Source organism: Burkholderia sp. BCC1047 (assembly GCF_902833155.1).
In the GTDB taxonomy this organism is placed as follows: Bacteria; Pseudomonadota; Gammaproteobacteria; order Burkholderiales; family Burkholderiaceae; genus Burkholderia; species Burkholderia sola.
This window is the reverse complement of record NZ_CADFEH010000027.1, coordinates 106,584-121,392: the sequence shown is the minus strand read 5'-3', so window position 1 is coordinate 121,392 and position 14,809 is coordinate 106,584. Positions and strand designations below refer to the sequence as shown.

At 65.2% G+C, this 14,809-nt stretch carries 11 protein-coding genes and 1 rRNA gene; 11 read left to right on the top strand and 1 reads right to left on the bottom strand.

Annotated features, from left to right (window positions below; genetic code table 11):
- From rrf to HWX55_RS25455, 3 genes are all read left to right on the top strand, one after another.
- Window positions 1-113 (top strand): 5S ribosomal RNA (rrf, locus tag HWX55_RS25465).
- A gap of 366 nt (window positions 114-479) precedes the next feature.
- Window positions 480-2,555 (top strand): molybdopterin oxidoreductase family protein, encoded by a 2,076-nt coding sequence (locus HWX55_RS25460; RefSeq protein ID WP_175977715.1) that lies wholly within the window; start codon window positions 480-482, stop codon window positions 2,553-2,555.
- Window positions 2,556-2,692: 137 nt separating this feature from the next.
- On the top strand, window positions 2,693-4,366 hold the full coding sequence (locus tag HWX55_RS25455) for a long-chain fatty acid--CoA ligase (protein WP_050013913.1): 1,674 nt from the start codon (window positions 2,693-2,695) through the stop codon (window positions 4,364-4,366).
- Window positions 4,367-4,645: 279 nt separating this feature from the next.
- Here HWX55_RS25455 and HWX55_RS25450 read toward each other — a convergent pair whose 3' ends face one another.
- Complete coding sequence (locus HWX55_RS25450) at window positions 4,646-5,797, bottom strand: porin (protein ID WP_175977714.1); 1,152 nt, start codon at window positions 5,795-5,797, stop codon at window positions 4,646-4,648.
- 276 nt (window positions 5,798-6,073) lie between these two features.
- On the opposite strand from HWX55_RS25450, the gene coq7 reads away from it, so the two are divergent.
- The 8 genes from coq7 to mraY all read left to right on the top strand — a co-directional run bounded on the left by coq7 (window position 6,074) and on the right by mraY (window position 14,795).
- On the top strand, window positions 6,074-6,700 hold the full coding sequence (gene coq7, locus HWX55_RS25445) for a 2-polyprenyl-3-methyl-6-methoxy-1,4-benzoquinone monooxygenase (protein WP_069616833.1): 627 nt from the start codon (window positions 6,074-6,076) through the stop codon (window positions 6,698-6,700).
- 386 nt (window positions 6,701-7,086) lie between these two features.
- Window positions 7,087-7,515, top strand: a complete 429-nt coding sequence (gene mraZ / locus HWX55_RS25440) for a division/cell wall cluster transcriptional repressor MraZ (protein WP_006487094.1) — start codon at window positions 7,087-7,089, stop codon at window positions 7,513-7,515.
- Window positions 7,516-7,538: 23 nt separating this feature from the next.
- Window positions 7,539-8,480, top strand: coding sequence for a 16S rRNA (cytosine(1402)-N(4))-methyltransferase RsmH (gene rsmH / locus HWX55_RS25435; RefSeq protein WP_175977713.1), 942 nt, complete (start codon window positions 7,539-7,541; stop codon window positions 8,478-8,480).
- Window positions 8,477-8,818 carry a cell division protein FtsL gene (gene ftsL, locus HWX55_RS25430; RefSeq protein WP_089488145.1) on the top strand — a complete coding sequence of 114 codons (342 nt, stop codon included), beginning with the start codon at window positions 8,477-8,479 and terminating at the stop codon, window positions 8,816-8,818. The genes rsmH and ftsL overlap by 4 nt, the downstream gene beginning before the upstream one ends.
- Window positions 8,815-10,662: a penicillin-binding protein 2 gene (locus tag HWX55_RS25425; RefSeq protein ID WP_175977712.1), complete on the top strand. Its 1,848-nt coding sequence runs from the start codon at window positions 8,815-8,817 to the stop codon at window positions 10,660-10,662. The genes ftsL and HWX55_RS25425 overlap by 4 nt, the downstream gene beginning before the upstream one ends.
- The gene (locus tag HWX55_RS25420) at window positions 10,659-12,206 is read left to right on the top strand and encodes a UDP-N-acetylmuramoyl-L-alanyl-D-glutamate--2,6-diaminopimelate ligase (RefSeq protein ID WP_175977711.1); all 1,548 of its coding nucleotides are present in this window, start codon (window positions 10,659-10,661) and stop codon (window positions 12,204-12,206) included. Before HWX55_RS25425 ends, HWX55_RS25420 begins: the two co-directional genes overlap by 4 nt.
- Window positions 12,203-13,609, top strand: coding sequence for a UDP-N-acetylmuramoyl-tripeptide--D-alanyl-D-alanine ligase (gene murF, locus HWX55_RS25415; protein ID WP_175977710.1), 1,407 nt, complete (start codon window positions 12,203-12,205; stop codon window positions 13,607-13,609). The genes HWX55_RS25420 and murF overlap by 4 nt, the downstream gene beginning before the upstream one ends.
- Window positions 13,610-13,625: 16 nt before the next feature.
- Window positions 13,626-14,795, top strand: coding sequence for a phospho-N-acetylmuramoyl-pentapeptide-transferase (gene mraY, locus HWX55_RS25410; RefSeq protein WP_006477019.1), 1,170 nt, complete (start codon window positions 13,626-13,628; stop codon window positions 14,793-14,795).
- The last annotated feature ends 14 nt before the right edge of the window (window positions 14,796-14,809 follow it).

The following is a 14,809-nucleotide window of genomic DNA, read 5'->3' as shown; positions in this document are numbered from 1 at the left end:
CCTGATGACCATAGCGAGTCGGTCCCACCCCTTCCCATCCCGAACAGGACCGTGAAACGACTCTACGCCGATGATAGTGCGGATTCCCGTGTGAAAGTAGGTAATCGTCAGGCTCCTTAAGCCAGAAACCCCCGCCCGACCAGGCGGGGGTTTTTGCATTTCGGCGTCCCCAAAAAGCATGTGGTGAGGTGTTACCGAGGCTACGTACGCCGGGCTCCTCTGCCGCAAACCATTGCAGCGTCCAACTGCCTCAATCGCTTCCATCTCCAGCGATTCCGCCGATTATTGATCATATCTTCGATCAAGCCCTCACTTCGCTCCCCGCAACGTATCGACAAGCGCGATTGCGCGACCCGCTTCCTGCAGCCCGCTACCGCGTCCCGTCTTCGGTCAAATAATCCAAAATCCGTGCGAAATGAACGCTTTATTCGGCGTGCCCACGTAAAATTTGCGAATCCCCATCTCTGCATTCAAAAACGATGAACGCCGCCACCCAGATAGCCCGGGCCGTTTGCCCGCATGATTGTCCGGACACATGCGCAATGCGGGTGACCGTCGAGAACGGCAAGGCAATCAAGGTCACCGGCGATCCCGATCACCCGCCGACGCAGGGTGTGTTGTGTACGAAAGTCAGCCGATACGCGGATCGCGTTCATCATCCCGATCGCCTCACCGTCCCGCTCAAGCGCGTCGGCGCGAAGGGGGAGGGACGCTTCGTGCCGATCAGCTGGAGCGAGGCATTCGACGAGATCGGGCGTCGCCTCGGTGAAATCGCCGAGCGCGCGCCGGAAGCAATCATGCCGTACAGCTATGCGGGGACGATGGGGTTCGTGCAAGGCGAGGGCATTGCCCAGCGCTTCTTCCACAAGCTCGGCGCGTCGCGGCTGGAGCGCACGATCTGCTCGGCGGCCGGCGCGGCGGGGCTGCGATACACATACGGCGGCAGTGTCGGCATGCACGTCGAGCACTTCGAGGAAAGCGAGCTGATCCTGATATGGGGCGCGAATCCGATTGCATCGAGCCTGCACTTCTGGACCCGCGCGCAGGAAGCGAAGCGTCGTGGCGCGCATCTTGTCGCGATCGACCCGTACCGTTCGCTGACCGCGGAGAAATGTCATCAGCACATTGCACTGAAGCCCGGTACCGATGGCGCGTTTGCGCTCGGCATGATGTACGTGCTGATTACCGAAAACCTGCTCGATCACGATTACATCGCCGACCACACACTCGGCTTTGACGCACTCAAGGCGCGCGCCTTGTCCTATCCGCCGGAACGCGTTGCGCAGATCTGCGGCATCGACGCATCGGAGCTGGTCGACCTTGCGCGTCGCTATGGCGCCACCCGCAAGGCATCCATCCGCCTCAACTACGGCATGCAGCGCGTTCGCGGCGGCGGCAATGCCGTGCGCGCAATCGCAAGCCTGCCGGCATTGACGGGGGCGTGGCGCGATCGGGCGGGTGGCCTGCTGCTCTCGTCGTCGGAATCGGCGCCCGTCAATCAGGCGGCGCTGCTGCGTCCGGACCTGATGCCGGGTTGGCCGCACAAGCTGCCGCGTATCATCAACATGAACGCGCTCGGCGATGCGCTGCTGCACCCGGGCGACGCGACGTTCGGGCCGAAAGTCGAAGCGGTGATCGTGTACAACTCGAATCCGGTGGCGGTCGCGCCGGACTCGTCGAAGGTTGCCGCGGGCTTCGCACGTGACGATTTGTTCACGGTCGTTCTCGAACACTTCAAGACGGATACGGTCGATTTCGCCGACATTGTCTTGCCGGCGACGACGCAGCTCGAACATCTGGATGTCCATAAGTCGTACGGCCATACCTACGTGATGGCCAACCTGCCGGCGATTCCGCCGGTGGGAGACGCGCGGCCGAACACGGAGATCTTTCGCGGAATCGCGCGCAGCATGGGACTCGACGAGCCCGCGCTCTATCACAGCGACGAAGAGGTCGCGCGTGCGGCGCTTCGCTGGGACGATCCGGTGCTCGACAGCGACTGGGACACGCTGAAGCGCGCCGGCTGGCTGAAGCTCAAGCTGCCGGAAGCGCCGTTCGCGAACGGCGGTTTCCGCACACCCTCCGGCAAGTGCGAGTTCTACAGTCCGCGGCTCGAGCAGATGGGCATGGACCCCGTCCCCGACTATCTGCCGCCGTTCGAATCGGCCGAAGCCGCGCCGGAGCTTGCCGCACGCTATCCGCTGGCGATGATTTCGCCGCCGGCCCGCCACTTCCTGAACAGCACGTTCGTGAACGTCGACAGCCTGCGTTCGACGGAAGGCGAGCCGCACCTCGACATGCATCCGTCCGACGCCCGCGCGCGCGGCATCGCGGAGGGAGACGTCGTCCGTATCTTCAACGACCGCGGATCGATGCAGGCGCTCGCGCGAGTAACCGATCGCGCGCGTGCCGGGCTCGTCGTCGGTCTGTCGATCTGGTGGAAGAAGCTGTCGCCGGACGGCAGGAACGCGAACGAGGTAACGAGCCAAGCGCTGACAGACCTGGGCAATTCGGCGACGTTTTACGATTGTCTTGTGGAAGTTGAGCGGATTTGATCGAATATCGCCGTATGATCAGACGAAATCGATATGCAAGTTCGAAGTGGACATCTAACCCTGTTGTCTCGGGGCGGGGGAGCCGTTACGATGCGTTTTAGCACGACCATTCGAAAATCTGTGAGGAGACGCGCGGTATGGATCAAATTTGGCTGAAATCGTACCCACCCGGCGTTCCAGCCGAAATTGACGCTTCTCCTTATCCGTCCGTTCCGGACCTGCTCGACGAGAGCTTCCGGCAGTACCGCGACCGTACCGCGTTCGTCTGCATGGGCAAGGGCATCACGTACGGTGAACTCGACAAGCTGTCGCGCGAATTCGGCGCGTGGCTGCAATCCCGCGGCCTGGCTCGCGGGGCGCGCGTCGCGATCATGATGCCGAACGTGCTGCAATACCCGGTCACGATTGCCGCGGTCCTGCGCGCCGGCTACACCGTCGTCAACGTCAACCCGCTCTATACGCCGCGTGAGCTCGAGCATCAGCTGAAGGACAGCGGTGCGGAGGCGATCGTCATCCTGGAGAATTTCGCGTCGACGCTGCAGGCCGTCATCGCCAATACGGCCGTCAAGCACGTGGTCGTCGCGTCGATGGGCGACCTGCTGGGCATCAAGGGCTGGCTCGTCAATTACGTCGTGCGCAACGTGAAGAAGATGGTGCCTGCGTGGCAACTGCCGTCGTTCACGCGCTTCAAGGCCGCGCTGTCGGAGGGCGGGCGACAGGGCTTCAAATCGCAGAAAATCGGCCCCGACGACGTCGCGTTCCTGCAGTACACGGGCGGGACGACCGGCGTGGCGAAGGGCGCGACGCTGCTGCACCGGAACATCGTGTCGAACGTGCTGCAGGCCGGCGCGTGGCATCAGCCGGCTCATGACAAGTACCCGGACGTGAAACAGTTCGTGACGGTTGTCGCGCTGCCGCTGTATCACGTGTTCGCGCTGACCGTGTGCGGTTTCCTCACGATGCGCACGGGCGGGATGGGCATCCTGATCCCGAACCCGCGCGATATCGGCGGCATGATCAAGGAGTTGAAGGGCTACCAGATCTCGACGATTCCGGCCGTCAACACGCTGTACAACGCGCTGCTGAACCATCCGGAATTCGGTCAGCTCGACCTGTCGAAGCTCGTGATCGCCAACGGCGGCGGCATGGCGATCCAGGAAGGCGTCGCGAAGCGCTGGTATGAAAAGACCGGTACGGCGATCATCGAAGGATACGGGCTGTCCGAAACGTCGCCGGTGGCGACCTGCAACCCCGTGACGGCGACCGAATACAGCGGCACGATCGGCTTGCCGCTGCCGTCGACCGAAGTCGCGATCCGAGACGATGCCGGCAACGACGTCGCGCTCGGCGAGCCGGGCGAGATCTGCATCCGTGGCCCGCAGGTGATGGCCGGCTACTGGAACCGGCCGGACGAGACCGCGAAGGTCATGTTCGCGGACGGCTTCTTCAAGACGGGCGACGTCGGCGTGATGGATGCGCGCGGCTACGTGAAGATCGTCGATCGCAAGAAGGACATGATTCTCGTGTCCGGCTTCAACGTCTATCCGAACGAAGTCGAGGACGTGGTGGCGTCGCATCCGGGCGTGTTCGAGGTGGCGGCAGTCGGCGTGCCGGACGAGCATTCCGGCGAAGCCGTGAAGCTGTTCGTCGTCAAAAAGGATCCGGCGCTGACCGACAAGGACATCCTTGCCTACTGCAAGGAGCGGCTCACCGGGTACAAGCGGCCGAAGCTGGTCGAGTTCCGCACGGAGCTGCCGAAGACGAACGTCGGCAAGATCCTGCGGCGCGAATTGCGCGACGGACGTGCGTAACGCACGCAACGATGCGGTTGAACGAAACGCCCGGCCTGTGCCGGGCTTTTTGTTTGCGGCTGCGGGTGAATGACCGGAAGCGCCTGTTTCGTGCGAGCGGCGGCGCAAGCCTCGCGTTTCTACCTGACGGCTGGAACGGCGCACCGCGACGCGCGTCTACCGCCACCCGCAGACCGATCGATTCACCGCCCGGCCACCGATCGACATCCCCGCCGCGCCAGCAAAGAAAAAGGCGCCCGAAGGCGCCTTCAATATGCTGCGGCTTGTCAGACAAGCTGATTAGAACTTGTGACGGATACCGACGCGTGCTGCGACCTGGTTGCTGGTGCTCGAACCTGCGAGACCGTTGATCGCCGCCGTTGCCTTCAGGACGTTGCCGTTCGAATCGAGCACGTTGCCCGATGCGTGCTGGTACACGCCGATTGCGTAGACGTCCGTGCGCTTCGACAGGAAGTAGTCGACGCCCAGCGAGCCCTGGTGGTACTTGGCTGCCGAGTTGCCGTCGATCTTGCTGCCTTGCGTGTAGTCGTACGCGGCGCCGAGGATCAACGCCGGGGTCAACTGGTACTTGAAGTTGATTTCGCCGTTGTTGAACGTCGCGGTCTGGTTCACGAACGGGCCTGCCGAGAAGCCCTTGAACTTCGTGTTCGAGTACGTCGCGCCGATCGTCGCTGCGCCGAACGTGTACGCGCCGCCTGCACCGATGACCTGGTACGTGTTCGCGTTGTTCGCGTACGCGCCGTAGACCGGCGACGAGACCGACGACGATGCCGAGCCGTTGTTGAACATGCCGCCGAACTGGTTCGGCGTACGTGCGTTCAAGTAACCGACGCCGAGGACCAGCGGGCCGTTGTTGTAGCCTGCGCCGAGCGACCAGACCTGGTTCTTCGAGAACTGGCCTGCCTGGCCGCCGAAGCTGTACAGGCCGCCGAACGTGAGGCCGCCGTAGTTCGCGCTCGTGAACTTGACCGCGTTGTTCACGCGATACGCGTTGTTGAAGTTGTCGAGGTCGCCCGGGTGAGCGGCGATGTAGCCGCCCCACTGGTCGCCTGCCTCGAGCGGGCCGACGAAGTCGACGACGGAGTCGTACTGACGACCCAGCGTGACCGTACCGTACGGGCTCGACAGGCCGACGTAAGCCTGACGACCGAACATCAGGCCGCCCTGACCGAGCCGGCCGCTGTTCACGTCGAAACCGTTTTCGAGGGTGAAGATCGCCTTCAGGCCGCCACCGAGGTCCTCGGTGCCGCGCAGGCCGAAGCGGCTGCCTTGCATCACGCCGCTGGCGAGGCCGTACAGGTGCTTGCCGCCTGCGTTGTTGTTGAAGAGGAAGCCTTCATCGATGATGCCGTAAAGCGTCACGCTGCTTTGCGCATGAGCAGCGCCAGCGAACGCGCCCAGCGCGACGAGCGCGAGAAGCGACTTTTTCATTAGCGGATCTCCAAGAATCACTGAATTTTTTTGGCGGGGCGGATAGTTATGTTCTGTCGACGGGCCCCATCAACTTCGCAAGAAGTCGCACGTAATGTAGCAAAGCCGGTTTTTGCCACAAAGCGAAATGCTGCAGCTCAACGCCGCCATGTTTCCTTTATGCAACAATGGTTAAAATCACGGGTTAACCGCAATTTCCGCTGAATAATCAAGTCGGTTACGCAGCGGACTCGTGCCCTTGCCGCGCGCAGCGGCATCTGCAGCCAGGAGAACAGGATGGTGTTGGATGAACTGATCAGCGAATTCGATCGCGGCCTGCGATCGCTGACCGGCATTAGCCGGATGAGCCGGCCGGTGCCCGTGCCGGCCGATACGACGGACGTCGAACTGACGCCCGCCGAGCGCACGCACGCGGCCGGGCTGATGCGCGTGAATCACGTCGGCGAGGTCTGCGCACAGGCGCTCTACCAGGCGCAGAAGCTCACCGCGCGCACGGCGTCGGCAAAGGCGATGTTCGAGGAGGCCGCGCGCGAGGAGGAGGATCATCTCGCGTGGACCGCGCACCGCCTGAAGGAACTCGATTCGCGCCCGAGCCTGCTGAATCCGCTGTGGTATGCCGGCGCGCTCGCGATCGGCGTGGCGGCCGGCACCCTCGGCGACAAGGTCAGCCTCGGCTTCATGGCCGAGACGGAGCGGCAGGTCGAGAGTCATCTCGAAGGTCACATGTCCGAGCTGCCGGCGACCGACGCCGCGTCGCGCGCGATCGTCGACCAAATGCGGATCGACGAGGTGAAGCACGGCAAGGCCGCGACCGACGCCGGCGGGATCGAGCTGCCGCTACCCGCGCGGATGCTGATGCGCGCCGCGTCGAAAGTCATGACGCGCACTGCTTACTATCTCTGAGATTTGCGCCGGGGTGGCGTGGGACGCCGCCCCGGTTCGCCACCCCCGATACCATCCGCTCACTCCTCGTTTTCCCGCCCCCGAAAGCCCCGTCCGCACGCCAGTCTGGCCCGTCTTTCTCACGTATCACCTTCACAAGTTGCACTAGCTCATTCATTTATAACGGTTTTTGGAATGAGGGGTCGCATGAGCATGTGCGCGTAAGTCCTTGTTCTAACTAACAAAATTCGTCAAAAAAGCGGGCCGCTCCCTTGACCGTGCCACACCCTTCCTCTAAAGTGGGAGACAGTGTGAGAAAGTGTATTTTTGTGTGATTTAGCCGGCTGTTCCGGCTAAATTCTCAGCATTGAGCGGGTGCTTCGGTGCCCTGAACGGGAGAGCGGAAAGTGTTCCAAGGGGCGTCGGCGCTGACGCTCGATGCGAAAGGGCGGATGTCGGTGCCGGCTCGCTATCGCGAAGCGCTGCAAGGACAGGCAGAAGGACGGGTGACTGTGACCAAGCACCCGGACGGCTGCCTGTTGCTGTTTCCGCGCCCCGAATGGGAAGTGTTCCGCGCCAAGATCGCCGCGCTGCCGATGGACGCGCACTGGTGGCGGCGAATTTTTCTCGGCAATGCGATGGATGTCGATCTCGACAGCGCGGGCCGGATTCTCGTATCGCCCGAGCTGCGCATGGCAGCCGGACTGGAAAAGGAAGTCATGTTGTTGGGAATGGGTAGTCACTTCGAGCTGTGGGATTCGCAGACCTACAACGCGAAGGAGCAGGCGGCGATGGCGCAGGGCATGCCCGACGCGCTGAAGAATTTCACGTTCTGATTGCGGTGACGGAGACGCCCGCGATGGGAAACGAATTGCAGCATCGGACCGTACTGCTGGACGAAGCAGTCGAATCGCTCGTGACGCGGCCGGATGGCGTGTATGTCGACGGCACGTTCGGGCGCGGCGGCCATAGCCGCGCGGTGCTCGCGCGGCTGGCGTCGGGCGGGCGGCTGATCGCGTTCGACAAGGATCCGAGGGCGATCGAGACGGCGCAGGGCATCGAGGATGCGCGCTTCTCGATCGTGCATGACAGCTTTGCATCGATGCGGGACGCGCTTGCGGCGCGCGGCGTCGAGAAGGTGTCGGGGGTGTTGCTGGACCTGGGCGTGTCCTCGCCGCAGGTGGACGATCCGGCGCGCGGCTTCAGTTTCCGCGCCGATGGTCCGCTGGACATGCGAATGGATCCGACGCGCGGCGAGTCGGCGGCCGAATGGCTCGCGCGGGCTTCGGTGCAGGAATTGACGGAGGTGATACGGGATTATGGGGAAGAACGGTTTGCTTTTCAGATTGCAAAGGCGCTTGTTGCTCGCCGGGCAGAGTCCGACCGTCTTGGGCCTCTCGACACCACGGGCGAGCTTGCCCAAATCGTGGGTCACGTCGTCAAAACCCGTGAGAAGGGCAAGGATCCGGCAACCCGCACCTTTCAGGCTATACGGATTCACGTCAATCAAGAGCTTGCGGACCTGCAAGTCGTACTAGACGCGGCACTGTCGTTGCTGGAGCAAGGGGGGCGGCTGGTGGTCATCAGCTTTCATTCACTCGAGGACCGGATCGTCAAGCGATTCATGCAGGCGCACGCGAGTGCGCCTGCGGTCGATCGTCGCCTGCCGATCCGCGCCGTCGACCTGCCGAGCCCGCCGCTCAAGATCATCAGCCGCCAGTTTCCGAGCGAAGCGGAAGTCGCTGCGAATCCGCGCGCCCGCTCGGCCGTGATGCGCATTGCGGAGCGCGTCACGCCATGAGCCGTCTCAATATCTTCCTGCTGATCATCGTGATGGGTTGCGCGCTGTCGGTCGTCAACTCGACGAACCAGCAACGCCAGATCTTCATCCAGCTGCAGCGCGCGCAGTCGCAGGAGCGTCAGCTCCAGCAGGACTACGCGCAGCTTCAATATCAGCAGAGCGCGCTGTCGAAGACGTCGCGCATCGAGCAGCTCGCGAACGATTCGCTGAAAATGCAGCCGATTTCGACCGGTCGCACGCAATACCTGACGCTGCCGGCGGGTGCGGCGAAGGCGATCGACGCGCCGATGGCGGCATCGGCCGACACGGCCGGCAAGGGCAACGGGGGCGCGCGATGAAGCCGTCCCCGAAGCGCCAGAACGTGAAGTTCTCGTCGAGCCCCGTGCTGGGCGTGCATTTGCCGATGTGGCGCTCGAAGCTCGTCGTGTTCCTGCTGTTCATGGCGTTCGTCGCGCTGACCGCCCGGGCGTTCTGGATCCAGGGGCCCGGCAACGCGTTCTATCAGAAGCAGGGCGAAAGCCGCTACCAGCGCACGCTCGAACTGCCGGCCACGCGCGGCAAGATTCTCGACCGTAACGGGCTCGTGCTCGCGACGAGCTTGCCGGTGCGAGCGATCTGGGCGATTCCGGACGCGGTGCCCGACGATCTCGATACCGACAAGGTCAACCAGCTCGGCAAGCTCCTCGGCATGACGTCGAAGGAACTGCGCGTGAAGCTGTCGCAAGACAAGGGTTTCGTCTACGTGAAGCGCCAGGTGCCGATCGACGTCGCGGACAAGGTCGCCGCGCTCGACATTCCCGGCATCTATCAGCGCAACGAATACAAGCGCTTCTATCCGGAAGGCGAGATCACCGCTCACCTGATCGGTTTCACGAACGTCGAGGACGAAGGGCAGGAAGGCGTCGAACTGGGCGACCAGAAGATGTTGTCCGGCACGTCCGGCATGCGTCGCGTGATCAAGGACCGGATGGGGCACATCATCGAGGATGTCGCCGAGCAGATCCCGCCGCACAACGGCACCGACGTCGACCTGTCGATCGACAGCAAGATCCAGTACATCGCGTACGCGAACCTGAAGGCCGCCGTCGAGAAGTTCAAGGCGAAGGCCGGCGCGGCGATGGTCGTCGACGTGCGGACCGGCGAAGTGCTCGCGCTCGTCAACTACCCGACGTACAACCCGAACGACCGTTCGCGCATGACGGGCGAGCAGTTGCGCAACCGGATCATGACCGACGTGTTCGAGCCGGGCTCGATCATGAAGCCGTTCACCGTGTCGCTCGCGCTCGATCTGCATCGCGTGACGCCGAACACGCTCGTCGAGACGGGCAACGGGCACTTCGTGCTCGACGGCGCGCCGATCACCGACGACGCGGGTTTCGGCACGCTGACGGTCGGCGGCGTGATCCAGAAGTCGAGCAACATCGGCGCGACGAAGATCGCGATGACGATGCGGCCCGAGGAAATGTGGAATATGTATACGAGCATCGGCCTCGGCCAGGCGCCGAAGGTCGGGTTCCCGGGCGCGGTGGCCGGCCGACTGCGTCCGTGGAAGAGCTGGCGCCGCATCGAGCAGGCGACGATGTCGTACGGCTATGGCCTGTCGGTGTCGCTGTTCCAGCTCGCCCGCGCGTACACGGCGATCGCGCACGACGGCGAGCTGATGCCCGTGACCATTTTCAAGACCGACCCCAATCAGCCGATCGCGGGCACGCAGGTGTTCAATCCGACCACCGCGCGCGAAGTCCGCGCGATGCTCGAGACGGTGGTCGCGCCGGGCGGCACGTCGCCGGATGCGGTCGTGCCGGGCTACCGCGTCGGCGGCAAGAGCGGTACCGCATACAAACATGAAGGTCACGGCTACACGCGCAAGTACCGCGCGTCGTTCGTCGGGATGGCGCCGATGCCGAATCCGCGCGTCGTGATCGCGGTGTCGGTCGACGAGCCGACTGCCGGCAGCCACTTCGGCGGCCAGGTGTCGGGCCCCGTATTCTCGGCGATCGCCGGCGACACGATGCGTGCGCTGAACGTCCCGCCGAACATGCCGATCAAGCAGCTCGTCGTGTCCGACGATTCGCCGGAATCTGCTGCCGCAAAGGGCCCGCAAAAGCTGGCCGCGGGCAGCGGTGCGAAGCATATGATCGTATCCAGCACGACACGTAATTCACCAGGAGTGGTTCGATGAGCGCCGCCCGCAGTTCCCATCCGGCGCATCAGCAGATCGCAGCCGCGCTCGCGTGGCTGCGTCAGCATGTGGCCCCCGCGGCGCAACTGCATGCCGACACGCGCAGCCTGAAGGCTGGCGACGTGTTCGTCGCGTATGCGGTCGACGGGGCAGATAACCGCGCGTTCATGGCCGACGCCGTCGCACGCGGTGCGGCCGCCGTGCTGTATCAGCCGGAAGGGCTGAGCGCAGCACCGGCCGCGCCGGCCGTACCCGTCGCGCTCGCGGTGCCGGCGCTCGACCAGCTCGCCGGCGAGATCGCCAGCGGCTGGTACGGCGATCCGAGCGACAGCCTGCTCGCGATCGGCGTCACCGGCACGAACGGCAAGACGTCGTGCACGCAATGGATCGCCACCGCGCTGACGGCGTTGCACCAGCCGTGCGCGGTGATCGGCACGCTCGGCAGCGGGATGCCCGGCCAACTCGTGCCGACCGGCTTCACGACGCCCGACGCGCCGCAACTTCAGCGCAGCCTCGCGCAGTTGCGCGGCGCGGGCGCGCAGGCCGTCGCGATGGAGGTGTCGTCGCACGCGCTGCACCAGGGGCGCGTGAACGGCACGGCGTTCGACATCGCGGTGTGGACGAACCTCACGCAGGATCACCTCGACTATCACGGCACGTTCGATGCGTACGAGGCGGCGAAGGCGAAGCTGTTCGCGTGGCGCGGCTTGCGCGCGGCGGTGATCAACCGCGACGACGCAGCGGGCCGCCGCCTGCTCGAGAAGCTGGCCGGCCGCGTGCGCACGATCGCGTACGGGATCGGCGACGCATCGGCGCCCGACGCCGATCGCGAGCTGATCGCGCTCGACGTGCGCGCGACCGCGACCGGCACCGCTTTCCGCCTGCGTTCGTCGTGGGGCGACGCGGACGTCGAGGTCGGCACGCTCGGCACGTTCAACGTCAGCAACCTGCTCGCGGTACTCGGCTCGCTGCTCGCGGCCGACGTGCCGTTCGACGCGGCCCTCGGCGAAATCGAGCGGCTCGAGTCGGTCAACGGTCGGATGCAGCGGCTCGGCGGCCGGCTGCAGAACGACGAGCCGCTCGTCGTGATCGACTACGCGCATACGCCGGACGCGCTCGAAAAGACGCTCGACGCGCTGCGCCCGATCGCCGCGGCGCGTGGCGGCCGGCTCGTCTGCATGTTCGGCTGCGGCGGCGATCGCGATGCGACGAAGCGTCCGCTGATGGGCGCGATCGCGGAGCGGCTCGCCGATGAAACCGTCGTCACGAGCGACAACCCGCGCAGCGAGGATCCGCAGCGCATCATCGACCAGGTCGTCGCGGGCATGACCGCGCCCGATCGCGCTCGCCGGATCGAGGATCGCGCGAGCGCGATCCTGCAAGCCGTGCGCGGCGCCGCACGCGAGGACGTCGTCGTGCTGGCCGGCAAGGGCCACGAGGCCACGCAGGAAATCATGGGCAAGAAGCGCGCGTTCTCCGACCAGGATCACGCGCGGCTCGCGCTCGCCGCGCGCGCGACGCAGGGCAAGGGAGGCGCCGAATGACGATGCTCAGTCTCGGCGAAGCCGCCCGCCTGATTCCCGGCGCCACCGTCCACGGCGACGCGGGCGTCACGTTCGACCGCGTGTCGACCGACAGCCGCACGGTCGGCCCGGGCGACCTGTTCGTCGCGCTGAAGGGCGAGCGTTTCGACGCGCACGACTTCCTCGGCGACGTCGCCGCGCGCGGGGCGACCGCCGCGCTGGTCGCGCACGCGCCGGCGGACATTGCGATGCCGATGATCGAAGGCGGCGAAACGCGTGCCGCGCTCGGCGCGCTCGCGCACGGCTGGCGGATGCGATTCCCGCTGCCGCTGGTCGCGGTGACGGGCAGCAACGGCAAGACGACCGTCAAGGAAATGATCGCGTCGATCTTCGCGGCGGCGGTTGGCGCCGACGCGCGGCTCGCGACGGCCGGCAACCTGAACAACGACGTCGGCCTGCCGCTGACGCTGCTGCGCCTGTCGGCCGCGCATCGTCTCGCGGTGATCGAGATCGGCATGAACCATCCGGGCGAAACCGAGGTCCTCGCGCGTCTGACCGCGCCGACGGTCGCGCTCGTCAACAACGCGCAGCGCGAGCACCAGGAATTCATGGCGACGGTCGAAGCCGTCGCGCTCGAACACGCGGCCGTGATCCATGCGCTGCCGCCGGACGGCGTCGCGGTGTTCCCGGCCGACGATGCATATGCAGGCATCTGGCGCGTCGCGGCGACCGGCAACCGGATCCTCGATTTCGCGCTGCACGACGCCGAACGGCAGAACGACGCGCAGGTGGTCGGCCGCGTGCACGGCGGCGAGCTCGCGATCGACACGCCGGCGGGCGCCGTCACGGTGCGGCTGCGTGCGCTCGGCGAGCACAACGCGCGCAACGCGCTGGCCGCGACGGCCGCGGCGCTCGGCGCCGGCGTCGCGCTGTCGGCGATCCGGCAGGGGCTCGAAGCGTTCGAACCGGTCAAGGGCCGGCTGCAGGTGAAGCAGGCGAGCGTCGGCAGCCTCGCGGGCGCGACGGTCGTCGACGATACGTACAACGCGAACCCCGATTCGATGCGTGCCGCGATCGACGTGCTCGCCGCGCATCCGGCGCCGCGCGTGCTGGTGATCGGCGACATGGGCGAAGTCGGCGACGAAGGGCCGGCATTCCACCGCGAGGTCGGCGCGTACGCGCGCGAACGCGGGATCGACGCGCTGTTCGCGCTCGGCGACGCATCGCGCGACGCGTGCACCGCCTACGGCGACACGGCACGCCATTTCGGCGACGTCGGCGCGCTCGTGTCGGCGCTGCTCGCGGCCGGTTACGGCGCGCAGGCGACGGTGCTCGTGAAGGGCTCGCGGTACATGAAGATGGAGCGCGTGGTCGACGCGCTGACGAACCAACCCGCGACGGGCACCGTGCCCGCCGCACACTGAGTAGAAGGAAGGAAGCATGCTGCTGGCGCTGGCGCAATGGCTGCAAGGAGACGCAAGCTTTTTGCGCTTGTTCACGTACCTCACGTTCCGGGCGGTGATGGCCACCATCACCGCGCTGGGGATCGGGCTCGTGTGCGGACCGTGGGTGATTCGCAAGCTGACGCAAATGAAGGTCGGGCAGGCCGTGCGCAAGGACGGCCCGCAGACCCACCTCGTCAAGTCCGGCACGCCGACGATGGGCGGCGTGCTGATCCTGATCGGCATCGCGGTCGCGACGCTGCTGTGGGGTGACCTGACGAACCGGTTCATCTGGATCGTGATGCTCGTCACGTTCGGCTTCGGCGTAATTGGCTGGGTCGACGATTACCGCAAGGTCGTCCACAAGGATCCGCGCGGGATGTCGTCGCGCGAGAAGTATTTCTGGCAGTCGGTGATCGGGCTGTTCGCGGCCGTCTATCTCGCGTTCAGCGTGTCCGAGGCGAACAACGTACGCGTGTTCGACCTGTTCATGGCATGGGTGAGGAGCGGCCTATCGATGGGGCTGCCGGCGCGTGCCGACCTGATGCTGCCGTTCCTGAAGTCGATCAGCTACCCGCTCGGCGTGTGGGGCTTCATCGTGCTGACCTACTTCGTGATCGTCGGCGCGAGCAACGCGGTGAACCTGACCGACGGCCTCGACGGCCTCGTGATCATGCCGGTCGTGCTGGTCGGCGCGTCGCTCGGCGTGTTCGCGTACGTGATGGGTAGCGCGGTCTATTCGAAATACCTGTTGTTCCCGCACATCCCCGGCGCGGGCGAACTGCTGATCTTCTGTTCCGCGATGGGCGGGGCAGGGCTCGCGTTCCTCTGGTACAACACGCACCCCGCGCAGGTGTTCATGGGCGACGTCGGCGCGCTGGCGCTGGGCGGCGCGCTCGGTACGGTCGCGGTGATCGTGCGCCAGGAAATCGTGCTGTTCATCATGGGCGGCATCTTCGTCGCGGAAACGCTGTCGGTGATGCTGCAGGTGTCGTGGTTCAAGTACACGAAGAAGCGTTACGGCGAAGGGCGGCGCCTGCTGAAGATGGCGCCGCTGCATCACCATTTCGAATTGTCCGGCTGGAAGGAAACGCAGGTGGTCGTGCGTTTCTGGATCATCACCCTGATGTTGTGCCTGTTCGGTCTGACCACCCTCAAGCTGCGGTAAAGGAAAGGTAACAA